The sequence below is a fragment of the Paraburkholderia rhynchosiae genome, assembly GCF_002879865.1.
Taxonomy (GTDB): domain Bacteria; phylum Pseudomonadota; class Gammaproteobacteria; order Burkholderiales; family Burkholderiaceae; genus Paraburkholderia; species Paraburkholderia rhynchosiae.
The window spans coordinates 402,529-425,889 of sequence record NZ_PNXY01000001.1 but is presented as its reverse complement, the minus strand read 5'-3'; the positions used below and the strand labels follow the sequence as shown (position 1 = coordinate 425,889).

Genomic DNA, 23,361 nt, shown 5'->3' with positions numbered 1-23,361 from the left:
TGCCGCGACGAGCCGGTTAGCGCTGGTTAGCGCTGGCTGACGCGCTGGCTGACGCGCTGCTGAACCGCCGGTTAATGCCAGTCGAACACCAATCAAGCAACGAGCGAGCCAGACCTTTGATGACTCACGCCACTCTTCTGAGTTCCAACTATTCACATTACGCGGCACGTGCCGCGGCGGCCCGTCCGCAACTCGTCGTGCATGTGGAGGAGCTTGCGTCGGCGCCTCTGACCCGCCAGCGCATCGACGCGCGCTTCGACACGCTGTGCGCGGAAGCGGCCGGCGCGGCCGGCGCTCCGTTGACCGAGGACGCGCTGAAACGGGCCCTGCGCCAGTTGCGCACGGAGGTGTTTTGCGCCGTGATGGAACGCGACCTTGCCGGCGAGGCGGACGTCGCGGAAGTCACCGGAGCCATGACCGATCTGGCCGAGACGACGATCCAGCGCTCGCTCGCCGTGCTCTCCGCCGAACTCGAAGCGCTCTTTGGCGAGCCACGCGGCCCGCAGGGCGAGCGGCTCACGCTCGGCGTGGTGGGCATGGGCAAGCTCGGTGGGCGCGAACTGAACGTGTCCTCGGACATCGACCTGATCTTTATTTATGAAGAGGACGGCGAGACCGCGGGCGGGCAACGCTCGCCGATTGCCACCCAGGACTTCTTCACGCGCCTCGGCAAGCGCCTGATCGGCGCGTTGGCCGAAGTGACCGCCGACGGCTACGTGTTTCGGGTCGACATGCGTCTGCGGCCGAACGGCGATTCGGGGCCGCTCGTGTGCAGTCTCGGCATGCTCGAAGAATATTTCTACGTGCAGGGCCGCGAGTGGGAGCGCTATGCGTGGATCAAGGGCCGGCTCGTGTCCGAAGGCACGAGCGACGCGGCGCGGCGTCTCTCGACGCAGCTCGACGCGATCGTGACGCCGTTCGTCTATCGCCGCTATCTCGACTTTGGCGTGATCAGCGCGATTCGCGCGCTGCATCTGCAGATTCGCCAGGAGGCGCAGCGCCGCGCGTCGATGCGGCCCGACAAGGCCGACGACATCAAGCTCGGGCGCGGCGGCATCCGCGAAATTGAATTCAGCGCGCAAGTGTTTCAGTTGATTCGCGGCGGTCAGGACGCCGGTTTTCGCGTGCGTCCGACGCTCGCCGTATTGCGACACGCCGCGACGCATGGGCTGATCGATACGTCGGTCTGCGTGAAGCTTTCGCAGGCTTATCGGTTTTTGCGCGAGCTGGAGCATCGGCTGCAATATCGCAACGACGCGCAAACGCATGCAATGCCGGTTGATGCCGACGAGCGCGCCGCGCTCGCGCATGCGATGGGCTGCGACCACTATGCGATGTTGATGGAACGGCTCGACGCGCATCGTGAATTCGTCGAGCAGCAATTCGACCAGATTTTCGCCGACAAGGTGAGCGGGCGCGACGGTTGCGGCGCGCCCGAGGACGGCGCGGCCGTCTGGGTCTGGAGCAGCGCACTCGCCGACGACAGCGCGGAAGAAGCGTTGCGGGCGCGTCTCATCGAACTGGGCGTGGCTGAGCCGGGCGATCTGCTCGCGCGGCTGCGCGGCGTGTGGCATTCGTCGCGTTATGCGGGGCTCGCCGAGCGCAGCCGGCAGCGCTTCGACATCGTCGCGCAGCGCGCTCTCGAAGCCGCGCGCACGTTGGAGCCGCCCGAGCGGCGCGGCGATACGCTCGCGCGGCTCTTCGATCTCCTCGAAGCGGTGGGCCGGCGCGGCGCGTATCTCGCGTTGCTGACCGAATATCCGCAGGCGCTGCATCGGGTGCTCTCGGTGCTCGGCGCCTCGCGCTGGGCGGCCGGCTATCTGATCCGCCATCCGCAACTGCTCGACGAACTGCTCGACGACGAAGCGATCAACAGTCCTTTCGACTGGCCCGAGTTCAAGCGCACGCTGCGCTTGCGCCTTGCCGCCGCAGACGGCGTCGAACAGCAGATGGACTTGCTGCGCCACGCGCACCAGGCCGAAGTGTTCCGCATTCTGCTGATCGACCTTGCCGGCAAACTGAGCGTCGAACATGTGAGCGACCGTTTGTCCGAACTCGCCGATGCCGTGCTCGACGTCACGCTCGAAGCCGTCTGGAACCAGTTGCCGAAGCGCCATCGCGAGGTGCCGCGTTTTGCAGTGATTGCGTACGGCAAGCTGGGTGGCAAGGAATTGGGCTACGCGTCGGATCTCGACGTGATCTTCCTCTACGACGATCCCGCCGACGCCGCCGCCGAGGTCTATTCCACCTACACGCGCCGGCTGATCACGTGGCTCACGACCGCAACCGGCGCGGGTACCTTGTTCGACGTCGATTTGCGCTTGCGGCCGAACGGCGAGTCAGGTTTGCTCGTCACCGATCTCGACGCGTTTCGCCGCTATCAGCTGCGCGAGGGCGATGCGGCCAACACGGCGTGGGTCTGGGAACATCAGGCGCTGACTCGCGCGCGCTACTGTGCGGGCGACGCGCAGATCGGCGCTGAGTTCGAGGCGATCCGCGAACAGGTGCTGACCACGCCGCGCGATGCGGCGCAACTTGCGGGCGAGATCGTCGAGATGCGCGAGCGCGTCGGCGCGGGGCATCCAAACCATACGACGCTGTTTGATCTGAAGCATGACCGCGGCGGCATGGTTGATATCGAATTCGCCGTGCAGTACTGGGTGCTGCTGCACGCCGCGCGCGATCCGGAGCTGATTCGCAATACCGGCAACATTGCGCTGTTGCGCGAAGTGTCGCGTCTGGGGCTGATGAGCGAGCACGAAGCGGAGACCGTCGGCGCGGCTTATCGGACGTACCGGAAGTTGCAGCACACGTTGCGGCTGGATGGCATGGAGAAGGCGCGCGTGGAGCCGGCCCTGGTCGCGACTGAGCGCGATGCTGTGCTCGGGCTTTGGACGCGGGTGTTCGGCGAGGGTTGATGCGGGCGGGGCGCGGTTGTGCGGGACGTGGCTTGAGCGTTTGTTGCGCGTCTCTTGCGGGCGCCTTCGTAGTGTGGTGCGCGCGTCGCTAAGCATCTTCTGCCGCGCCAGCGTCATCAACGTGCGCGCACGTTAATGGCCGCGCCGTACGCCGCAGCTGCCAGATGACTAAGCCGCCAGCATTTCCTTCGCATGCTTGCGAGTGGTCGGCGTGATTTCCAGGCCGCCGAGCATCCGCGCGACTTCTTCGACACGGCTCGCCTTGTCGAGCGAAATGACGCTGCTCACCGTGCCGCCCTTTCCATTGCCCGTTTTCGCCACCTGAAAGTGGTGGTCGCCACGTGCGGCGACCTGCGGCAAGTGCGTCACGCAGAGCACCTGACGCGCTTCGCCGAGCTGATGCAAAAGCCGCCCTACCACTTCGGCGACGCCGCCGCCAATGCCTGTATCCACTTCGTCGAAGATCAGCGTGGGCGTCGGGCTCGCGGCGCTGGCGATCACGGCCAGCGCGAGGCTGATGCGCGCGAGTTCGCCTCCCGACGCGACCTTCGCGAGCGGCCGCAACGGCACCCCTGCATGACCCGCGACGCGGAACTCCACCTGCTCGAGCCCATGAGCGCCGCCTTCCGGCAGCGGCACCAGCGCCACTTCGAAACTGCCGCCTTTCATCGACAGTTCCTGCATGCCCGTCGTGACCGCGGCGCCCAGCGCCTTGCCGGCCTTGGCGCGAGCCTTCGACAGTTTTTTCGCTTCGGCAAGGAAATCTTCACGCGCCTTGGCTTCGGCTGCGTGGAGGCTGTCCAGATCGGCCGCGGCGTCGAGCGCGGCGAGCTGCGCGCGGCGCGTCTCGTGTTCCTCGGGCAGCGTTTCGGGCCGCAAGCGGAATTTGCGCGCGGCCGAATGCAAGGCTTCGAGGCGCTTTTCCACTTGCGCTAGCCGTTGTGGATCGAGTTCGAGCTTCTGTGCGTAATGGCTCAGCGAATACGCCGCTTCCTGCAATTGAATCTCGGCGGGCTCGAGCGCGGCCAGCACGTCGTTCAACGCGGGGTCGATTTCCGCGAGGTCGCGCACCTTCGACACGATCGACGAAAGATGGGTAATCATCGCCTCGTCCGATTCGGAAAGTGCAGTGAGTGCGCCTTGCACGCCGTCGATCAGATTGGCCGAATGCGACAGCCGCCGATGCTCGTTGTTGACCTCTTCCCATTCGCCCGGCTGCGGCGCGAGCTTGTCCAGTTCCGCGAGCTGCCAGGCGAGGCGCTCGCGTTCGAGTTGCAATTCGCGGTCGCGTGTTTGTGCGTGCTCGACCGCCTGAACCTTCTCGCGCCAGGTACGCCATGCGCGGGTGACGTTAGTCGCGAGTTCGGTAAGGCCCGCATGCGTGTCGAACAGTTCGCGCTGTGCGTCCGGGCGCATCAGCAACTGGTGCGCATGCTGGCCATGAATGTCCACCAGCATTTCGCCGACCTCGCGCAGTTGCGTCAGTGTCGCCGCGGTGCCGTTGATGAAAGCACGCGAGCGGCCGCTGGCATCCACCACGCGGCGCAGCATCACCGTGCCGCCGTGCTGGCCTTCAGCCGCGGGTGCGCCGAACGCCTGCTCGTCGAGCCATTGGTCGACTTGCGTATGCGTTTCGAATTCCGCGGTGATATCGGCCCGGCTCTCGCCGGTGCGCACGACGCTTGCATCGGCACGCGCGCCGAGCGCGAGTGCGAGCGCGTCGATCAGAATCGACTTGCCCGCGCCGGTTTCGCCGGAGAAAACAGTAAAGCCGCTGTCGAATTCGAGGTCGAGCGCGGCGACGATGACGAAGTCGCGTATCGAGAGGTGGCGAAGCATGTGGGTCGTCTGTGGGCTTGGTGTTCGGTTTCAGCAGCGGCGCGTGCGTTCCGGTGTTCCGTGCCGGTCAGGGCTTGGGGTCTTCTTCGTGCGACGGGTATTCGTTCCAGTGCAGCTTCTTGCGCAGCGTGGCGTAGTAGCTGTAGCCCACGGGATGCAGCATCGGCACCGTATGACGCGAGCGGCGCACTTCGATTGCGTCGCCCAATTCCAGCGAGGTAAACGACTGCATGTCGAAATTGACGTTCACCTCGCGCCCGGAGACGATCTGAATGCTGACCTTCGAGTCGTCTGGCAGCACGATAGGCCGGTTCGACAGCGCGTGCGGCGCGATGGGCACGAGCACGATGCCCTGCAATTGCGGATGCAGAATCGGCCCTTGCGACGACAGCGCGTAGGCCGTCGAGCCGGTAGGTGTGGCGACGATCAGGCCGTCGGAGCGCTGGTTATACATGAAGCGGCCATCCACCGAGACATGCAGTTCCGCCATGCCGGAGAAGCCACTGCGATTGACCACCACGTCGTTGAAGGCCAGCGCGTGGTAGATCGGATTGCCCTGGCGCATGATGCGCGCTTCGAGCAGCACGCGCTCCTCGCGTTCGAAGTTGCCTGCCAGCATTTGCGGCACGATCTCGCTCATATGGGAGATCGGGATGTCGGTAATGAAGCCGAGCCGCCCGTGATTGATGCCGATGAGCGGCGTGCGGTACGGCGCCAACTGCCGGCCGATGCCCAGCATCGTGCCGTCGCCGCCGAGCACGATCGCCACGTCGGCGCGTGCGCCGATCTCGGCCGGGCGTAGCGCCGGATAGTCGGTGACGCCAATTTCCGCAGCGGTTTCGGTTTCGAAAACGACGTCGAAGCCGCGCCTCGCGATGCACGAGGCGAGCGCGGTCAGGGGCTCACCGATGCCCGGCGTGTTGTTGCGCCCGACGAGCGCGACGGTCTTGAACTGGCTGGTCACTTGCATGCCGGCATTACACCATAGGTAGGGCCTGAAAAGAACCGCGCCCGGACGCGGCGGCTGGCCGGCAAGGCCAGGCCGCGAGCGCAGTCCAGGATTATCGTTAGAATGGTGAAGCCTTGATGACATGCGCGCCCGACAAACTGCAACGGAGCGCCGCCGGTCGGGTCGTCGACAAGCGGGTGGGCGGCGCGCCGGAGCGGATGCGGCAGCAGGCCATGGATCAGGCGCAAGGCGCGCTCCCGGCGGGCGGCGGACAATCCGCCGGTGATGGGCGCCGTTAGCGCTCGCGGTAGTTGCATCATTGAGCTAAACTTTTTCGTCATGCTAGATCCTCGCGCACAAACCCTCCTGAAAACGCTGATCGAGCGCTACATTGCCGAAGGTCAGCCGGTAGGCTCGCGCACGTTGTCGCGCTATTCCGGCCTCGAGCTGAGCCCGGCAACCATTCGCAACGTCATGTCGGATCTCGAGGATCTTGGGCTCGTGATCAGTCCGCATCCTTCCGCGGGGCGCATTCCCACGCCGCGCGGCTACCGGCTCTTCGTCGACACCATGCTGACCGTCGAATCCGCCGCGGACGAAGAGGCGGTCACGCGTACCGTCAAGACTACGCTGCAGGCAGGCGACCCGCAGAAAATCGTCGCTGCCGCGGCGAGCGTGCTCTCGAATCTGTCGCAGTTTGCCGGTGTGGTGCTCACGCCGCGGCGCAGCCACGTGTTCAAGCAGATCGAATTCATGCGCCTGTCCGACAAGCGCATTCTGCTCATCATCGTGACGCCGGAAGGCGACGTGCAGAACCGCATGATGGCGACCCAGCGTGACTTCTCGCCGTCGGAACTGGTGGAGGCGTCGAACTACATCAACGCGCACTTCGCGGGTCTTTCTTTCGACGAAGTGCGCCGCCGCCTGCGCGAAGAAATCGACCAGTTGCGTGGCGACATGACCACGCTCATGCACGCGGCGGTCACGGCGAGCACGGACGAGTCGGACACCGGCGAGACGGTGCTGATTTCGGGCGAGCGCAATCTGCTCGAAGTCGCCGACCTTTCGTCGGACATGGCGCGCTTGCGCAAGCTGTTCGATGTGTTCGATCAAAAGACGAGTCTCCTTCAATTGCTCGACGTGTCGAGCCATGCTGCGGGCGTGCAGATCTTCATAGGCGGCGAGTCGAATCTGGTGCCTATCGAGGAAATGAGCGTTGTCACGGCGCCGTACGAAGTGAACGGCAAGATCGTCGGCACACTGGGCGTAATCGGCCCCACGCGAATGGCCTACAACCGCGTGATTCCGATTGTCGACATCACCGCGCGGCTGCTTTCGCTGACCCTCAGTCAACAGTAGCGTCTCACCATTGCGGCGGTCGATGCGGCACATCATGCGCGACGGCGCGCGGCTTGCCAATTGGCCGAATGGCCAGGGGCGACTGAGGAGCGCGGCCACGAACCGCGCCGCTATAATGAATTCCACCTGGATCCACTCCCCGCTTTGAGCGGTTACTCCTGCTGCCTATGCGCTTCGATCTCGAGCGGCCCTCGCAGAACGCCACGTCGCACCGTGTTGCCGTGCTGCTGATCAATCTCGGCACGCCCGACGCGCCGACGCCTCGCGCCGTTCGCCGCTATCTCGCGCAATTTCTCTCCGATCCTCGTGTGGTCGAAATTCCGGCGCTGCTGTGGCAGATCGTTCTGCGGCTAGTAATCTTGCCGTTCAGAGGCCGTGCGTCCGCGAAGAAGTATGCGGCCGTGTGGATGCCGGAAGGCTCGCCGCTGCGCGTATATACGGAGAAGCAGGCGGAGGGCTTGCGCCATCTGCTGCAATTGAACGACTACACGGTGCTCGTCGAACACGCGATGCGCTACGGCACGCCCGGCATTCCGGCCATGCTGAATCAACTCAAGCTCGCCGGTGCCGAGCGGGTATTGCTGATGCCGATGTATCCGCAATATTCGTCGTCGACCACCGCGACCGCTTTCGACGACGCCTTCTCCGCACTCAAGCGCATGCGCAATCAGCCGGAGATCCGCACGGTGCGCCAGTACGCCGACCACCCGGCGTACATTGCCGCGCTTGCCGCGCAGGTACATCAGTATTGGCATCATCACGGCCGGCCGGATTTCGCGGCGGGCGACAAGCTGGTGTTGAGTTTTCATGGCGTGCCCAAGCGCACGCTGGATCTCGGCGATCCGTATCATGCCCAGTGCCAGTCGACTGGCGCATTGTTGATGCAGGCGCTGGGGCTCACGCAAGTGGAATGCCGCATCACATTCCAGTCGCGCTTCGGCAAGGCCGAATGGCTGCAACCGTACACGGCGCCCACGTTGAAGGAACTGGGCGCGGCAGGCGTGCGGCGTGCTGATGTATTTTGTCCAGGCTTTACCGCCGACTGCCTTGAGACGATTGAAGAAATCGGCATGGAAGTGCGCGACGAGTTCCTCCATGCCGGCGGCAAGGAGTTTCATCGGATACCTTGCCTGAACGCGTCACAGGCGTGGATCGCGGCGCTCGGCGAAATCGTCGCGCAGAATCTGCAGGGCTGGCCGGTGCAGGCGGTCCCCGTACCGCACAACACAGTCGCTTGACGAGACTCATGAATTACACGATTTCAACCGAACCGGGCGCGAAGCTGCGCATCGACAAATGGCTTTGGGCGGCGCGCTTCTTCAAGACGCGCTCGCTCGCCGCAGACGCGGTCGAGAAAGGGCGCGTGCGCATCGGCGGGGCCAACGTGAAGCCGGCCAAGGATGTGCGGGTCGGCGACCTGGTGGAGATTGAGATCGAGCGGATCGTCTGGCAGGTGCACGTTCTGGGCGTGTGCGAGGTGCGCGGCCCTGCCAGCGTCGCGCAGACGCTTTATGCGGAAACCGACGAAAGCCGGCAAAAGCGCCAGGCCGAGCAGGAGCGTCGCAAGACGTATCGCGAGCCGGCCGAGGCATTGCACGGCCGTCCGACCAAGCGCGACCGCCGCACTATCGACAGATTTTCAGGTGGGGATTGAAGAGTTGCTCCATGGTCGCGTTCACGCCGCCGTATTCGGTGGTGTGTTCGTTGACCGCCCCGGACATACAGATGGTCGTGGTCCCCGCAACGAGTACCAGTGCGACCACCGAGACTGCAAAGGTCAGTTTCACGGTACCCCCTTTTGGGATGGTGCAGAAAGGAAACGAGCCAGACGGTGGAAATTGCAAAAAGGCGGAAAGGATTACGTCAGGTTAGGGTTAACGCGGTTTTTCCGCTGCGTAACTGGAGCATAGGTCACTTGCACGTCGCGCTCAATCTGAATCTGATTGCGCGTTCAAAATGGTTGTAACCGCGCATTTCCGCCAGCCGCACCGGCTTTGAGAATTTCGGCGGAGGCGCTTGAAACGGGCGCTTCCGGCCCCATCTGCCGTTCCGATACGTGGTAGCGCGCCTGAATTTCTGTCGCGATTTTGCAACGCACAAATCCCGGCCGGCTACGCGTCGCCATCATTGTTGGCTTTTAATTTTTTAACGACTTTCAGCGACATGGAAAACACGCAAGAGAACCCGACGAGCCAGAATCCCACGCCCGCCGACGAAACCGCGCGCGAGGCCGCCGAGGCGGTCACTCCAGAGCAGGAGGCCGCTGCAAGCGTCGCCACGGACACGCCGGCAACGGGTGCCGAAGCTGCGTTGGCCGAAGCGCAGGCGAAGATCGCCGAATTGCAGGAGAGCTTTCTGCGCGCCAAGGCCGAGACAGAAAACGTGCGCCGCCGCGCGCAGGAAGACGTGGCCAAGGCGCATAAGTTTGCGATCGAGAATTTCGCTGAGCACTTGCTGCCGGTGATCGACAGCCTCGAAGCAGCCGTCGCGCATTCGTCCGACGACCTGCAGAAGGTGCGCGAAGGCGTCGAACTCACGCTGCGCCAGCTCACTGGTGCGCTGGAGAAGGGTCGCGTCGTCGCCCTGAATCCGGTCGGCGAGAAATTTGATCCGCACCGCCATCAGGCTATTTCGATGGTGCCGGCGGATCAGGAGCCGAACACCGTGGTTGCCGTGCTGCAAAAGGGCTTCGTCATCGCGGACCGCGTGCTGCGTCCGGCGCTCGTGACGGTGGCCGCGCCGAAATAAGCCGGCAAGCCTGTGTAAGGCGTTGCGTCCGTATTCCGTCCGTGTTTTGTGCTGTATTTCGCTCGGTAAACACCCGGTAGACAACGTCATGGCCAATATTCCCGTCGACGCTACCGCGTTCTCGGTGTTCGACATGAAGGAGTTGAGCGCCGGGTCGTTCGACGCCGGCCTCGCAGAAGCCGGGGACGAACTCGCCGTGGTGTTCTTCTGGGGACGCGACTGCTTCAATTGCGAGATCGCCAAGAAGGCCATGCTCGCGCAACCGGACGCAATCCGGGCCCTCGGCCTGCGGTGGTTTCACAGCAATGTGTACGAGCATCGCGAATTGGGCCGGCGCTTCATGCTTCACGGCGTGCCCACGTGGTTCTTCTTTCACCGCGGCAAACGGCTCGGCCGGGCAACCGGATGGCACGGTCTCAGGCAGTTCGAGGCCGCTGTCGCCGCGGCGCGGGAAAAGATGCGGGCGGCCAGCGTGCCGGCAGCCGGCGCGCAAACCGGCGGCGCGGGTCCGGCGAAACACCGGTCAATTGAAAAAAATTAAAGACCGCATCGCAAAAGAGGTCTTGAAAACGATGCGGACGCACTTATGTTGAGTGCAGGTATGAATTCAGGGCGGATCGCCTTGCCGCCAAACGGGCAAGCAAGGCGATCCGCGCAGCGATCAAAGTCAGGAGATTAGTAAAAATGGGCAAAATCATCGGTATCGACCTCGGCACGACCAACTCGTGCGTGGCGATCATGGAAGGCAATTCGGTCAAGGTAATCGAGAACTCGGAAGGTGCGCGCACCACGCCGTCGATCATCGCGTACATGGAAGACGGCGAGATTCTCGTCGGCGCGCCGGCCAAGCGTCAGTCGGTCACGAACCCGAGGAACACGCTGTATGCGGTGAAGCGCCTGATCGGCCGCCGCTTCGAAGAGAAAGAAGTCCAGAAAGACATCGCGCTGATGCCGTACAAGATCATGAAGGCCGGCAACGGCGACGCATGGATCGAAGTGCGCGACCAGAAGCTCGCTCCGCCGCAAATCTCCGCGGAAGTGCTGCGCAAGATGAAGAAGACCGCTGAAGACTACCTCGGCGAGCCGGTCACAGAAGCCGTGATCACGGTTCCCGCGTACTTCAACGACAGCCAGCGTCAGGCAACCAAGGACGCCGGCCGCATTGCTGGTCTGGAAGTCAAGCGCATCATCAACGAGCCGACCGCAGCCGCTTTGGCATTCGGTCTTGACAAGAACGAGAAGGGCGACCGCAAGATCGCGGTGTATGACCTGGGCGGCGGTACGTTCGATATCTCGATCATCGAAATCGCAGACGTTGACGGTGAAAAGCAGTTTGAAGTGCTGTCCACGAACGGCGATACGTTCCTCGGCGGTGAGGACTTCGACCAGCGCATCATCGACTACATCATCGGCGAGTTCAAGAAAGAGCAGGGCGTCGATCTGTCGAAAGACGTGCTCGCGCTGCAGCGCCTGAAGGAATCGGCTGAGAAGGCCAAGATCGAGCTGTCGTCGAGCCAGCAAACCGAAATCAACCTGCCGTACATCACCGCCGACGCATCGGGTCCGAAGCATTTGAACCTGAAGATCACGCGTGCGAAGCTGGAAGCGCTGGTTGAAGAACTAATCGAACGCACGATCGAACCGTGCCGTGTGGCCATCAAGGACGCAGGCGTGAAGGTCGGCGAAATCGACGACGTGATTCTGGTCGGCGGTATGACCCGCATGCCGAAGGTGCAGGAGAAGGTCAAGGAGTTCTTCGGCAAGGACCCGCGCCGTGACGTGAATCCGGACGAAGCCGTCGCCGTTGGCGCCGCGATCCAGGGCCAGGTGTTGTCCGGTGACCGCAAGGACGTGCTGCTGCTCGACGTGACCCCGCTGTCGCTCGGCATCGAAACGCTCGGCGGCGTGATGACGAAGATGATCAACAAGAACACCACGATCCCGACCAAGCATTCGCAGGTCTACTCGACGGCTGACGACAACCAGAGCGCCGTGACGATCAAGGTGTTCCAGGGCGAACGCGAAATGGCGGCGGGCAACAAGCTGCTGGGCGAGTTCAACCTGGAAGGCATTCCGCCCGCACCGCGCGGCACGCCGCAGATCGAGGTGAGCTTCGACATCGACGCGAACGGCATCTTGCACGTGGGCGCGAAAGACAAGGCGACCGGCAAGGAAAACCGCATTACGATCAAGGCGAACTCGGGTCTGTCCGAAGCTGAAATCGAGAAGATGGTGAAGGACGCCGAAGCGAACGCGGAAGAAGATCACAAGCTGCGTGAACTGGCTGATGCCCGCAACCAGGGCGACGCCTTGGTCCACAGCACGAAGAAGGCGCTCACCGAGTACGGCGACAAGCTGGAAGCCGCCGAGAAGGAAAAGATCGAAACCGCGCTGAAGGATCTCGAAGAAGCGCTGAAGAGCGGTTCGAGCGACAAGGCCGCGATCGAAGCCAAAATCGAAGCAGTGGCAACGGCCTCGCAGAAGATGGGCGAGAAGATGTACGCCGACATGCAGGCTGCGCAAGGTGCGGAAGCTGCGGCGGCAGGCGCGGCGGGTGCGAGCGCGGGTGCATCGGCTGGTGGCGCGAGCCAGCAGCAGGACGACGTGGTCGACGCCGACTTCAAGGAAGTCAAGAAAGACTAAAGCCAGGTCGCATTCCGACCGTAAAGCCGCACACGGGTTCTGTGTGCGGCCCGGCTGCACAAGGGACCGCGGCCATCCGGACGCGCGAACGTGCAAGAGCGGTTATCACGCCTGGCGAGCCTTTTAGGCTCTCCGGGCACATTTGTTTTATGGAGGGCGTTGTTTTGAGCCGCATTCAGGCGGCATGAAACAGCGGCCGGACGAGTCGTGAGACTCCAGCATTCAAGAGGAGCCACCGCGCGGCAGTGCGCGAGGGGCGTTGAACCGATATGGCGAAACGGGATTACTACGAGGTTCTGGGCGTCGCAAAGAACGCGAGCGACGACGAAATCAAGAAGGCTTATCGCAAGCTGGCGATGAAGCACCACCCCGACCGCAATCCGGGCAACAAGGATGCGGAAGAGCATTTCAAGGAGGTGAAGGAAGCCTACGAAATGCTCTCGGACTCGCAAAAGCGTGCCGCATACGATCAGTATGGCCACGCGGGCGTCGATCCGAATATGGGCGGAGCCGGGGCACAAGGCTTCGGCGGTTTTGCCGATGCATTCGGCGATATTTTCGGCGACATCTTCGGCCAGGCAGCCGGCGGCGCGGCGCGCGGCGGTGGCGGACGTGCGGGCCCGCAGGTATATCGCGGCGCCGATCTGCGCTACAGCATGGAAATCACGCTGGAGCAGGCGGCGCATGGTTACGACACGCAGATTCGCGTGCCGAGCTGGGTCTCGTGCGAAGTCTGTCACGGTTCGGGCGCGAAGCCCGGCACCAAGCCGGAAACCTGTCCCACTTGTAGCGGTTCGGGCGCGGTGCGGATGTCGCAAGGCTTTTTCAGCATCCAGCAAACCTGTCCGAAGTGCCATGGCACCGGCACCTATATTCCTGAGCCGTGCGCTCACTGCCACGGCGCGGGCAAGGTTAAGGAAACCAAGACGCTCGAAGTGAAGATCCCGGCAGGTATCGACGACGGCATGCGTATCCGTTCCGCCGGCAACGGCGAACCGGGCATCAACGGTGGGCCGTCGGGCGATCTGTACGTCGAGATTCATATCAAGCAGCATTCGGTGTTCGAGCGCGACGGCGACGATCTGCATTGCCAGATGCCGATTCCGTTTACCACGGCAGCGCTCGGCGGCGAAATCGAAGTGCCCACGCTCGCCGGCCGCGCGAGCTTCACGGTGCCCGAAGGCACGCAGTCGGGCAAGACGTTCCGGCTGCGCGGCAAGGGCATCAAGGGGCTGCGTTCGAGCATTGCCGGCGATCTGTACGTGCATGTGCAAGTCGAAACGCCGGTCAAGCTCACTGAGTCGCAGCGCGATCTGCTCAAGCAATTCGAGAAGGCTTTGATGGAAGGCGGCGCGCGGCATAGCCCGCAAAGCAAGAGCTGGTTCGACCGCGTGAAGAGCTTCTTCGATTAACGGCGATTTGAAGTTGGCGGTCAGCATGACGGCAGACGAGCTCGGCGCTGTTTTTGCATTGCTCGACGATTGCGACGCGTCGGCGGCGCGCCGCTCAAGTCGTCTGTACACGGGCTTCGTGCATGAACGTGTATGTGCGGATCCCGCGCAACTCGAAGCCGTATGCGAGACCGCGGCAGCGGACGCGCGGCTCGGCTTGCATGCCGTCGTGCTCGCCGACTATGAGTTCGGCCGGCATCTTCTCGACGGCGAATCGCATCCGTCGTTCAAAGCGCAGCATGGCGATGCCACGCTGCGCTTTTTACTGTTCGAGCGTTGCGAGAAACTCTCGCGCGACGAGGTCGACGCGTGGCTGGTGAAGCAGGACGGTGGCTTGGCCGCGCCGTCGGTGGCAGGCACGGCCAATGTGCGCGAGAGCGTCGAGCCGGAGCAGTTCAACGCGGCCATCGACGCGGTTCATGCCGCCTTGCGCGCGGGCGATTCGTATCAGGTCAACTACACGTACCGGCTTGGCTTCGACGTGTTCGGCTCGCCTACCGCGCTTTATCGGCGGCTCAGGGCGCGTCAGCCGGTTCGATATGGTGCGTTGATCGCAATGCCGGGCGGCGACTGGGTGCTGTCGTGTTCGCCGGAGCTATTTGTAGAAAAGCAGCACGCCACATTGCGGGCCCGTCCGATGAAAGGCACCGCGCCGCGCTCGGCGGATCCGACGGCAGATCGTCGCGCCGCTGAGTTCCTCGGTAGCGATCCGAAGAACCGCGCCGAGAACGTGATGATCGTCGATCTGCTGCGCAACGATCTGTCGCGCGTCGCGAAGACGGGCTCCGTCAAAGTGCCCGCGCTGTTTTCGGTCGAGCCGTATGCATCGGTTTGGCAAATGACGTCGACGGTGCAAGCGGCTTTGCGGCCCGGCACGTCATTCGCTGCGATACTGCGCGCGCTCTTTCCTTGCGGCTCGATCACCGGGGCGCCAAAGCATCGCACGATGCAGTTGATCGACGAACTGGAGAGCACGCCGCGTGGGCTTTATACCGGCGCGATCGGCTGGCTCGATGCGCCCGTGCGCGAGCCGGCCGCAAATGAACATACTTTCGGCGATTTCTGCATGTCCGTCGCGATTCGCACGTTGACGTTAAAACCGCGCGCGCAAACGGGCCAGTTGCGCGGCACGATGGGCGTCGGCGCGGGCATCGTGCTCGATAGCGTCGCCGAAGACGAGTATGCCGAGTGCCGACTGAAAGCCCGCTTTCTGACCGGCGCCGAGCCGGGCTTCGAGTTGTTCGAAACCATGTACGCGACGCGGGACGAGGGCGTGCGTCATCTGTCGCGCCATCTTGCAAGACTTTCCGCAAGTGCGGCGACGCTAGGCTTCAAATTCGATAACCAGGACATCCGCGAGCGGATCGCAACCGAGTGCGCGTCGTTGCCCGCACAAATTCCGCACCGCATGCGCCTCGCGCTAAGCAAGAGCGGCGCGACGCAAATCACGGCCGCCGTGTTGACGCCGCTAGCCGACGCGATGGTGGGCGTGCTGCTCGCAACAGATCACGATTTTGCGACCACGCAGGCCAACGACCTGCTGTTGCATCACAAGACCACGCACCGCGCCGCGTACGATCGCGGCTGGCGCGAAGCCGAGGCGAAAGGCGCATTCGATACGCTGTTCTTCAACGAACGAGGCGAATTGACCGAAGGCGGGCGATCGAATGTATTCGTGAAGCTGGCCGGGCGTTGGTGGACGCCTCCGCTTGGATCTGGCGTGCTGCCGGGTGTGATGCGAAGCGTTCTGCTCGAAGACGACGCGAGCCTGCAAGCGGCCGAAAAAGTGCTGACACAGGCCGACGTGTTGAATGCCGAAGCGCTGATGATCTGCAACGCGCTGCGCGGCGCACTGGCGGCGCGGATTATTCGATAGACTGGGTGTGGCTGCAGGCGCTTGCATAAGATCGGCGCTATTGCTAATAGCTGAGCGCAAAAGGCAAGCGCCGTCACGTCAACGCCACCGGCGCAAAAGCACCCTCAAAACGTGTGCTCAGGCCCGGGAAACGCACCGTCCTTCACCGCACGCACATACGCTTCGACCGCAGCCAGAATGCTCGGCTGCCCGTGCATGAAATCCTTCACGAAGCGCGGGCGCTTACCGGGAAAAATCCCCAGCATGTCGTGCAGCACCAGCACCTGACCCGAGCAGTCGAGGCCTGCGCCGATGCCGATCGTCGGAATACGCAACTGCTTTGTGACCTCGCTTGCGAGCAGCGTCGGAATCGCTTCCATCACGATGAGTTGCGCGCCGGCCGTTTGCATGGCGAGCGAGTCTCGCAGCAACTGGTTCGCGCCTTCCTCGGTCTTGCCTTGCACCTTGAAGCCGCCAAAAGCATGCACCGATTGTGGCGTCAGCCCGACATGCGCGCAAACGGGGATCGAGCGTTCGACCAGGAAACGCACGGTGTCGGCCAGCCATTCGCCGCCTTCGAGTTTGACCATCTGCGCGCCGGCGCGCATTAATTCTACTGAGCTTCTGTACGCATCTTCGAGCGTGCCATAAGTGCCGAACGGCAAGTCGGCGACGATCAGCGCCGATGGCCGCGCGCGTGCCACACTTGCCGTGTGATACGCAATGTCGGCGAGCGTAACCGGCAGCGTGGTGGTCTGGCCTTGCAACACATTGCCCAGCGAGTCGCCGATCAACATGACGTCGACACCCGCGCGATCCAGCAGCGCGGCGAAGCTCGCGTCGTAACAGGTGAGCATGGCGATTTTCTCGCCGGCTTCGCGCATTGCCTGCAGTTTCGGCACGGTGACGGCGTTCCGGCTCGTTTCCTGCAAATAGGTCATGGGTCAATCCGTTGAAAAAGAGAGAGGCGTGTGCCGCTTAAAGCGACGTGCCTTTGACAAAGAATTCCTTGCGGCCGCGCATGGTTTCAATGCGTTCGGCGAGCAGCGCAAGGTCCGCGTCGGAGTCGAGCGGATTCAGATGTTCGGCGTTGACCGTCAGCACCGGCGTGCGGTCGTAGTGATAGAAGAACTCGTTATACGCGTCGCACAGTGCATGCAAATAGGCATCGGAAATCTGCAACTCCATGGGCACCGCACGCTTCTGAATGCGCGAGAAGAGCACTTCGGGACTGGCCTGCAGATACACGACGAAATCCGGCGCCGGCGCGCTCACTTCCAGCCGCGCAGCGAGCGCGCGGTACAACTGCCACTCGTCTTCCTGGAGCGTGAGGCGCGCGAAGATGTCGTTCTTCTGCGTCATGAAATCGGCGATAAGCGGCGTGCCGGCCACTTGGGCCGCGCTCACTTCCTGCGCCTGCTGCGCGCGTTGCAACGAAAAGTGCAGTTGCGCGGGCAACGCATAACGCGCTGTGTCGCGATAAAAGCGTTCGAGGAAAGGATTGTCCTGCGGCCGCTCGAACAATTCCTGCATCGACCAGCGTTGGGCGAGACGCCGCGCAAGCGATGTCTTGCCGACGCCGATAGGTCCTTCAATCGCGAGATAGCCGAATGGAGGCCGCAATTGCGGCGCCGTGACGGTGAGTGGCGGTGAATTCATTCGCAGCGGCCCTTGCCGGCCGTACTGTCGCCGGAGGAGGTGAGTGCATTGAGCATCGGGCACTGGCACGGCCCTTTGACTTTCTCGATGCGCTGATCCCGCACGCCGTCGAGCAACGCATCGGCGCGGCCATGTTGCGGAATGACAAGTGTGGCGTCGATCTCGACCAGCGGAACGAGCGCGAACGCGCGTTCGACGAGGCGGGGATGCGGAACGATCAGATCGGCTTCGTCGATCGATTGATCGCCGTAGAGCAGGATGTCCAGATCGAGTGTTCGCGGTGCATTGCGAAAGGGCCGCTCGCGGCCGAACTGATGCTCGATCTTGTGGCACAGCGCAAGCAGATGCCGTACGGGGAGCGCCGTGTCGACCTTCACGACGCAGTTGAAATAGTCGTCACCGCCCGCGTCGATGGGGGCAGTGCGATACAGGCTCGACTTGGCGAGCACGGTGATGGCGTGCTGTTGTGCGAGGCACACCACCGCGTCTTTCAGGGTCTGGCGCGCGTCCCCGAGATTCGCGCCGAGGCCGAGATAAGCAACCGTCATGGCATAACTTCCTGCAACTATCGTTCGACGGCTTCAGTGAACGCTGCGTCAGTCTTCGCGCGGGCCGTCGTGGCCCGCTTCGGCGTCTGTGCGTTCGGCTGGCGTGCCGCCCTCCATTCCGTCGCCCGATGTGCGGTTTCTCGCGCCACTGCTGCGCCGCCGTCGTTTTCTGGGGCTTCGGTCCTTCCCGCCTTGCGTGAGCAATACTTCACGCGCCGCAATGTCTCCTTCGATGAACTCCGTCCACCACGCTCCGACCGACTCATCGAGTTCGCCGGATTCGCAGCGTAACAGGAGGAAATCATACCCCGCTCTAAATCTTTGGTGTTCCAGCAGCTTGAGCGCGCTCCTTCCCGAGCGCTTTTCGAGGCGCAGTTGCAAGCCCCAGATCTCACGCATGTCGGACGAAAAACGCTTGTGGATAGCGAGTTTCTCGGTTTGCATGTCGAGAACGTCGTCCATCGCGCGATGCAGCGCAGGCACCGGATACTCGCCGTTGGCTTCAAATTTCTGCCAGCGCTGCTGCACGTCATGCCATAGCAGCGTGGCGAACAGAAAGCCGGGCGACACCGGCTTGCCGGCGCGAACGCGTGCGTCCGTGTTGTTGAGCGCGAGCGTGATGAACTTCTCGCCGGTGGGCTGCTCGAGCACGACGTCGAGCAGCGGCAGCAAGCCATGATGCAGGCCTTCCTGGCGCAGGCGCTTCAAACAGGCGAGCGCGTGGCCCGACAGCATCAGCTTGAGCATCTCGTCAAAGAGCCGCGCAGCCGGTACGTTGTTGATGAGGTCGGCCATTTCGACGATCGGCGCGCGGGTCGCGTCTTCGATCTCGAAGTCGAGCTTCGCAGCAAAACGCACCACGCGTAGCATTCGCACCGGATCCTCGCGATAACGCGTGGCCGGATCGCCGATCATGCGCAAGAGGCGCGCGCGCACATCGGCCATGCCGTTGTGATAATCGAGCACCGTTTCCGTAGCCGGATCGTAATACATCGCATTGATCGTGAAGTCGCGGCGCGTGGCGTCTTCATGCTGCTCGCCCCACACGTTGTCGCGCAGCACGCGGCCGCTAGCGTCCACCGCGTGGGTGCGGCGGTCGAGCTCGTCGCGCTTGAGGCGCCGCGGCGGCGCGGCATCAGCGGCGGGCGGATCGACCAGCGCGCGGAACGTCGAGGTTTCGATGATTTCCTGGCCGAACTGCACATGCACGATCTGAAACCTGCGGCCGATGATGCGCGCGCGGCGAAACAGCTTCTGCACCTGCTCGGGCGTGGCGTCGGTCGCGACGTCGAAGTCTTTCGGCTTGATGCCGAGCAGCAGATCGCGCACCGCCCCGCCGACGATAAACGCCCGGTGCCCGGCCTGTTGCAGGCCTTCGGTCACGCGGATTGCGTTGCGCGAGATCAACGTGGGATCGATACCGTGCACGTCGTGCGGAATGATGACCGGCACGTCGGGGTCCGGCACCTGTGGTTTGGTGGACGCGCCGCCGCGAGCCGGCTTGCGGCGCGCGCGGCCCGCTCCCGCGGCGCCTTGTGCATGGCGTGCCGGTGCGCTGCCGGTTTCGTCTGCGTCGGCTTCAGCCGGCAGCGTGTCGTCGGCGGATGCTGTGTCCTGGCCGAATAGCTTGCGAATGAGTTTTTTGATCACTGGGGTTGAAAGAGTTCGAGGATGCGCCAGCCCTTGGCTTGTGCATGAGCACGCAATGTGTCGTCCGGATTGGTCGCGATTGGGTCGGTGACCTTTTCGAGCAGCGGAATGTCGTTGTGCGAATCGCTGTAGAAATAGCTGTGCTCGAAGTCGCTCCAGCTTTTGCCGAGCGATGCGAGCCATGCCTCGGTGCGCACGATCTTGCCTTCCTTGTAGCTCGGCGTGCCGGTGGGGCGGCCGGTGTAAGCCGAATGCGGCTGGCCGTCGACGGTTTCCGCTTCGCAGGCGATCAGCGTGTCGACGCCGAACGCGCTCGCGATGGGACGGGTGATGAATTCGTTGGTGGCCGTGACCACGCAGCACAGGTCGCCGGCTTCGCGGTGCCGTTTGACCAGTTCGACCGCGGCCGGAAGGATGGCCGGCGTGATCACTTCATGCATGTACTGCGCGTGAAAGTCCGCGAGTTGCGCGCGCGTGTACTTCGCGAGCGGCGTGAGCATGGCGATCAGATAGGCGTGAATGTCGAGCTTGCCGGCTTTGTAGTCGGCATAAAAGCGGTCGTTGTCACGGGCGAAATTTTCGGCGTCGACCATGCCATGTTTCACCATGAAGCGGCCCCATTCGTGGTCGCTGTCGGTGGGAATGAGCGTGTGATCGAGGTCGAAGAGTGCGAGATTAGCCATGGGGGTCTATTTTACTTGAAGCGGCGGACGACGCGGCTGAGGCCTCTGCGCCGGGCGACGCGAGCATCGTACGCAAAAGCGGCAGCGTGACCGCGCGCTTCTGTTCGAGCGAAAAGCGGTCGAGTGCATCGAGCAACGCCATCAGGCTCGGCATGTCGCGGCGAAAATGCGTGAGCAGATAGGCGGGCACGTCGTCGGCGAGCATGATGCCGCGCTCGCGAGCCGCATGCTTCAGCACGGCGGCCTTGCCTTCGTCGGGGAGCGGCGCGAGATGGAACACGAGGCCCCAGCCGAGCCGTGTGCGCAGGTCTTCGCGAACCGTCATGCCGATCGGCGCCGCGTTGCCCGTGGCGACGAGCGCGCTCGTCGGATGCGCGCGCACCTCGTTGAAGAGATTGAACACGGCGATCTGCTGCGCGGCCGAGAGGCCGTCGCAATCGTCGATTGCATACAGCGCGACGCGCGGATCGAAACTGAACGCGGCCAGACTGCTTTGCGGACCCGCGAAACGCGCGTGACCCGGCGGCGCTTCGTGCACGAGCGCTTGCAACAGATGCGTACGGCCGCTGCCCGCTTCGCCCCAGACGTAGAAGGTGCGATCCGCGACCGGCCCGGCGGTGAGCGCGTTGTCGAGCTCGCGCAGGCGCGTGACCAGCTCGGCGTTGGCGCCGGCAAAAAAATTGTCGAATGTCGATGGCGGCGGAGTACCGAGATCGAGCGTCAGTTGACGAAGCACAGTAGGTTAATGCCGAAAATAGAGCTGAGGCCGCAGATGAACGTGACGAGCCCGAACATCTGAGCTGAAAATCAATTGTTGTAGAGCGTGCTTGCCAGGTAGCTTTGCCGCAGTTCGCGCATCGCCACCGACAGAATCGCGCTGACCGGCAACGCAAGCAGCACCCCGAAAAAGCCAAACAACTGCCCGAACGCAAGCAACGCGAAGATCACCGCGAGCGGGTGCAGGCCGATCCGCTCGCCCACGAGGCGCGGTGTCAAAAAAAAGCTTTCGACGATCTGACCGACGCCGTAAATCAGCGCGACCGCACCGAAGCCGTACAGGTTGCCGAATTGCAGCAGCGCCGCGAGCAATGCCAGCGCGAGACCGGTCGCGAAACCGATGTACGGGATGAACACCGCGAGCCCCGTGAAAATCCCCACCGGCAGAGCAATCTCGAAGCCGGCGATGGTTAGCGCGGCCGCGTAGAACACGGCGAGCACCGCCATCACCAGCAACTGGCCGCGCAGATACTGCGACAGCATCTGATCCATGTCGCGCGCGAGTTGCAGCGTCTTGTCGAGCCAGCGGCGCGGCACCACGCTCTGCACGCGCAGCAGCATGCGGTTCCAGTCGTACAGCAGATAGAACAGCACGAGCGGCACCATGACGAGATTGCCGATCACGGTCATCATCACGTTGCCGCTTGTTACGATCGAGGTCCACGCATAGCGCGCAACCGTCTGCGCACTGCCTTCGAGCTGCCCCATCACGAGATCGCGGATGCTGGCAAAGTCGAGCGAATCGGCGAGGCCCAGCAGCGCGAGCTTGGGTTGCAGCCACGCGTTGACATGCGCGAATAATAGCGGCACCTGCTGCCGCAACTGCGGCCCTTCCTTCTGGATGACGGCGAGCACCAGCAGCACGAGCATCGTCATCAGCAGCGTGAAAACCAGCATCATCAGCAAGGCCGCGAGCGCGCGCGGCACACGACGGCGCACCATCCACGCGACGCCCGGTTGCAGAATGTACGCGAGAATCGCGCCGAGCAGAAAAGGTGTGAGGACCGGACTCAATAGCCACAGCAGAATGCCGACGCCCAGCGCGATGGCCAGCCAGATGAAGGCGCGGCGTTGAACGGGTGTCAGAATCGGAGAGTTCTGTTGCAAAGTTGTTTCCCAGGTGTGGCCGGAACGGATGATTCAATTCCAGCCAGCCGGCCGGCATCGGGTAAAATCGCATTTTACCGACCTTCGAGCTCTCCCCCATGAATCAACCGAAATCCGCCCCGAATTCAACTGATTCGGCCCAAGGTCTGTCGTATCGCGACGCCGGCGTGGACATCGACGCGGGCGACGCCCTTGTCGACGCAATCAAGCCCTTTGCCAAAAAGACGATGCGCGACGGCGTGCTGGGTGGCATCGGCGGATTCGGCGCGCTGTTCGAAGTGCCGAAGAAGTACAAGGAACCGGTGCTGGTTTCGGGTACGGACGGCGTCGGCACTAAGCTGCGCCTCGCGTTTGAACTGAACAAGCACGACACCGTGGGCCAGGATCTGGTGGCCATGAGCGTGAACGACATTCTCGTGCAAGGCGCCGAGCCACTGTTTTTCCTCGACTACTTCGCGTGCGGCAAGCTGGACGTCGGCACGGCGGCAACGGTCGTCAAGGGTATCGCGTACGGCTGCGAACTGGCCGGTTGCGCATTGATCGGTGGTGAGACGGCTGAAATGCCGGGCATGTATCCGGACGGTGAATACGACCTCGCCGGCTTCGCGGTCGGCGCGGTGGAAAAGAGCAAGATTATCGACGGCAGCACGATCGCCCCCGGCGACGTCGTACTTGGCCTCGCTTCGAGCGGCATTCATTCGAACGGTTTTTCGCTCGTGCGCAAGATCATCGAGCGCGCACAGCCCGATCTGAATGCCGATTTCGACGGCCGCTCGCTCGCCGACGCATTGATGGCGCCCACGCATATCTATGTGAAGCCGCTGCTCGCGCTGATGCAGCAAATCGCCGTGAAGGGCATGGCGCACATCACGGGTGGCGGGCTCGTCGAAAATATTCCGCGTGTCCTGCGTGAAGGTTTGACGGCCGAGCTGGATCATCGCGGCTGGCCACTGCCGCCGTTGTTCTCGTGGCTGCAAAAGCACGGCGGCGTGGCGGACGCGGAAATGCATCGTGTATTCAACTGCGGTATCGGGATGGCAGTCGTCGTCTCCGCTGCCGATGCGGATGCTGCGATCGGTCTGTTGTCCGCGTCCGGCGAACAGGTCTGGAAGATTGGCGTGATTCGCGAAAGCGCAGCTGGTGAAGCGCAGACGGTAGTGGTTTAAAGGCCGGCG

20 protein-coding genes are annotated in these 23,361 nt (G+C 63.1%); 10 read left to right on the top strand and 10 right to left on the bottom strand.

Going from position 1 to position 23,361, the window contains the following annotated elements; genetic code table 11:
* Positions 1-74: 74 nt before the first annotated feature.
* Entirely contained in the window at positions 75-2,918 is a 2,844-nt protein-coding gene (glnE, locus tag C0Z16_RS01905; protein ID WP_102630531.1) for a bifunctional [glutamate--ammonia ligase]-adenylyl-L-tyrosine phosphorylase/[glutamate--ammonia-ligase] adenylyltransferase, read from the top strand.
* 168 nt (positions 2,919-3,086) lie between these two features.
* Here glnE and recN read toward each other — a convergent pair whose 3' ends face one another.
* Both recN and C0Z16_RS01895 read right to left on the bottom strand, forming a co-directional pair.
* Positions 3,087-4,757, bottom strand: coding sequence for a DNA repair protein RecN (recN, locus tag C0Z16_RS01900; RefSeq protein ID WP_102630530.1), 1,671 nt, complete (start codon positions 4,755-4,757; stop codon positions 3,087-3,089).
* Positions 4,758-4,824: 67 nt separating this feature from the next.
* Positions 4,825-5,727, bottom strand: a complete 903-nt coding sequence (locus C0Z16_RS01895; RefSeq protein ID WP_102630529.1) for an NAD kinase — start codon at positions 5,725-5,727, stop codon at positions 4,825-4,827.
* Positions 5,728-6,045: 318 nt separating this feature from the next.
* Between C0Z16_RS01895 and hrcA the strand changes: the two genes are divergently transcribed.
* The 3 genes from hrcA (at position 6,046) to C0Z16_RS01880 (ending at position 8,719) form a co-directional block, all read left to right on the top strand.
* Positions 6,046-7,065 (top strand): heat-inducible transcriptional repressor HrcA, encoded by a 1,020-nt coding sequence (gene hrcA, locus C0Z16_RS01890; RefSeq protein WP_102630528.1) that lies wholly within the window; start codon positions 6,046-6,048, stop codon positions 7,063-7,065.
* A 167-nt stretch (positions 7,066-7,232) separates the two neighbouring features.
* Positions 7,233-8,303 (top strand): ferrochelatase, encoded by a 1,071-nt coding sequence (hemH, locus tag C0Z16_RS01885; RefSeq protein WP_102630527.1) that lies wholly within the window; start codon positions 7,233-7,235, stop codon positions 8,301-8,303.
* Positions 8,304-8,311: 8 nt separating this feature from the next.
* Complete coding sequence (locus C0Z16_RS01880) at positions 8,312-8,719, top strand: RNA-binding S4 domain-containing protein (protein ID WP_102630526.1); 408 nt, start codon at positions 8,312-8,314, stop codon at positions 8,717-8,719.
* Here the strand turns inward: C0Z16_RS01880 and C0Z16_RS38030 are convergent.
* Positions 8,691-8,852 (bottom strand): hypothetical protein, encoded by a 162-nt coding sequence (locus tag C0Z16_RS38030; RefSeq protein WP_167403475.1) that lies wholly within the window; start codon positions 8,850-8,852, stop codon positions 8,691-8,693. The genes C0Z16_RS01880 and C0Z16_RS38030 overlap by 29 nt on opposite strands.
* Positions 8,853-9,228: 376 nt before the next feature.
* On the opposite strand from C0Z16_RS38030, the gene grpE reads away from it, so the two are divergent.
* The 5 genes from grpE (at position 9,229) to pabB (ending at position 15,783) form a co-directional block, all read left to right on the top strand.
* On the top strand, positions 9,229-9,813 hold the full coding sequence (grpE, locus tag C0Z16_RS01875) for a nucleotide exchange factor GrpE (RefSeq protein ID WP_102630525.1): 585 nt from the start codon (positions 9,229-9,231) through the stop codon (positions 9,811-9,813).
* Between the two features lie 88 nt (positions 9,814-9,901).
* Positions 9,902-10,354, top strand: a complete 453-nt coding sequence (locus tag C0Z16_RS01870; protein WP_102630524.1) for a thioredoxin family protein — start codon at positions 9,902-9,904, stop codon at positions 10,352-10,354.
* Positions 10,355-10,497: 143 nt separating this feature from the next.
* Positions 10,498-12,456, top strand: a complete 1,959-nt coding sequence (gene dnaK, locus C0Z16_RS01865) for a molecular chaperone DnaK (RefSeq protein WP_102630523.1) — start codon at positions 10,498-10,500, stop codon at positions 12,454-12,456.
* A gap of 269 nt (positions 12,457-12,725) precedes the next feature.
* Entirely contained in the window at positions 12,726-13,868 is a 1,143-nt protein-coding gene (dnaJ, locus tag C0Z16_RS01860) for a molecular chaperone DnaJ (protein WP_102630522.1), read from the top strand.
* Positions 13,869-13,893: 25 nt separating this feature from the next.
* A complete protein-coding gene (gene pabB, locus C0Z16_RS01855; protein WP_102630521.1) occupies positions 13,894-15,783 on the top strand; it encodes an aminodeoxychorismate synthase component I in 1,890 nt (629 codons plus the stop codon).
* Positions 15,784-15,887: 104 nt separating this feature from the next.
* On the opposite strand, the gene panB is transcribed toward pabB, so the two are convergent.
* The 7 genes from panB to C0Z16_RS01820 all read right to left on the bottom strand — a co-directional run bounded on the left by panB (position 15,888) and on the right by C0Z16_RS01820 (position 22,186).
* On the bottom strand, positions 15,888-16,703 hold the full coding sequence (gene panB / locus C0Z16_RS01850; protein ID WP_102630520.1) for a 3-methyl-2-oxobutanoate hydroxymethyltransferase: 816 nt from the start codon (positions 16,701-16,703) through the stop codon (positions 15,888-15,890).
* A gap of 37 nt (positions 16,704-16,740) precedes the next feature.
* Positions 16,741-17,421: a deoxynucleoside kinase gene (locus C0Z16_RS01845; RefSeq protein WP_102630519.1), complete on the bottom strand. Its 681-nt coding sequence runs from the start codon at positions 17,419-17,421 to the stop codon at positions 16,741-16,743.
* Positions 17,418-17,969, bottom strand: coding sequence for a 2-amino-4-hydroxy-6-hydroxymethyldihydropteridine diphosphokinase (gene folK, locus C0Z16_RS01840; protein WP_102630518.1), 552 nt, complete (start codon positions 17,967-17,969; stop codon positions 17,418-17,420). Before folK ends, C0Z16_RS01845 begins: the two co-directional genes overlap by 4 nt.
* A 48-nt stretch (positions 17,970-18,017) precedes the next feature.
* Positions 18,018-19,619, bottom strand: coding sequence for a polynucleotide adenylyltransferase PcnB (gene pcnB, locus C0Z16_RS01835; protein ID WP_102630517.1), 1,602 nt, complete (start codon positions 19,617-19,619; stop codon positions 18,018-18,020).
* On the bottom strand, positions 19,616-20,302 hold the full coding sequence (locus tag C0Z16_RS01830) for a histidinol-phosphatase (RefSeq protein WP_006047874.1): 687 nt from the start codon (positions 20,300-20,302) through the stop codon (positions 19,616-19,618). The genes pcnB and C0Z16_RS01830 overlap by 4 nt, the downstream gene beginning before the upstream one ends.
* Complete coding sequence (hda, locus tag C0Z16_RS01825; protein WP_102630516.1) at positions 20,295-21,038, bottom strand: DnaA regulatory inactivator Hda; 744 nt, start codon at positions 21,036-21,038, stop codon at positions 20,295-20,297. Before hda ends, C0Z16_RS01830 begins: the two co-directional genes overlap by 8 nt.
* Positions 21,039-21,109: 71 nt before the next feature.
* Positions 21,110-22,186: an AI-2E family transporter gene (locus C0Z16_RS01820; RefSeq protein ID WP_102630515.1), complete on the bottom strand. Its 1,077-nt coding sequence runs from the start codon at positions 22,184-22,186 to the stop codon at positions 21,110-21,112.
* 98 nt (positions 22,187-22,284) lie between these two features.
* On the opposite strand from C0Z16_RS01820, the gene purM reads away from it, so the two are divergent.
* Positions 22,285-23,352, top strand: a complete 1,068-nt coding sequence (purM, locus tag C0Z16_RS01815) for a phosphoribosylformylglycinamidine cyclo-ligase (protein ID WP_102630514.1) — start codon at positions 22,285-22,287, stop codon at positions 23,350-23,352.
* Positions 23,353-23,361 lie beyond the last annotated feature (9 nt).

Bases quoted from the DNA above. Each gene is read 5' to 3' on its own strand.
- glnE (WP_102630531.1), top strand. From the start codon at position 75: ATGCCAGTCGAACACCAATCAAGCAACGAGCGAGCCAGACCTTTGATG.
- folK (WP_102630518.1), bottom strand. From the start codon at position 17,969: ATGACGGTTGCTTATCTCGGCCTCGGCGCGAATCTCGGGGACGCGCGC.
- hemH (WP_102630527.1), top strand. From the start codon at position 7,233: ATGCGCTTCGATCTCGAGCGGCCCTCGCAGAACGCCACGTCGCACCGT.
- dnaJ (WP_102630522.1), top strand. From the start codon at position 12,726: ATGGCGAAACGGGATTACTACGAGGTTCTGGGCGTCGCAAAGAACGCG.
- purM (WP_102630514.1), top strand. From the start codon at position 22,285: ATGAATCAACCGAAATCCGCCCCGAATTCAACTGATTCGGCCCAAGGT.
- C0Z16_RS01895 (WP_102630529.1), bottom strand. From the start codon at position 5,727: ATGCAAGTGACCAGCCAGTTCAAGACCGTCGCGCTCGTCGGGCGCAAC.
- recN (WP_102630530.1), bottom strand. From the start codon at position 4,757: ATGCTTCGCCACCTCTCGATACGCGACTTCGTCATCGTCGCCGCGCTC.
- C0Z16_RS01870 (WP_102630524.1), top strand. From the start codon at position 9,902: ATGGCCAATATTCCCGTCGACGCTACCGCGTTCTCGGTGTTCGACATG.
- panB (WP_102630520.1), bottom strand. From the start codon at position 16,703: ATGACCTATTTGCAGGAAACGAGCCGGAACGCCGTCACCGTGCCGAAA.
- dnaK (WP_102630523.1), top strand. From the start codon at position 10,498: ATGGGCAAAATCATCGGTATCGACCTCGGCACGACCAACTCGTGCGTG.
- grpE (WP_102630525.1), top strand. From the start codon at position 9,229: ATGGAAAACACGCAAGAGAACCCGACGAGCCAGAATCCCACGCCCGCC.
- pabB (WP_102630521.1), top strand. From the start codon at position 13,894: ATGACGGCAGACGAGCTCGGCGCTGTTTTTGCATTGCTCGACGATTGC.
- C0Z16_RS01880 (WP_102630526.1), top strand. From the start codon at position 8,312: ATGAATTACACGATTTCAACCGAACCGGGCGCGAAGCTGCGCATCGAC.
- C0Z16_RS01830 (WP_006047874.1), bottom strand. From the start codon at position 20,302: ATGGCTAATCTCGCACTCTTCGACCTCGATCACACGCTCATTCCCACC.
- C0Z16_RS01845 (WP_102630519.1), bottom strand. From the start codon at position 17,421: ATGAATTCACCGCCACTCACCGTCACGGCGCCGCAATTGCGGCCTCCA.
- hrcA (WP_102630528.1), top strand. From the start codon at position 6,046: ATGCTAGATCCTCGCGCACAAACCCTCCTGAAAACGCTGATCGAGCGC.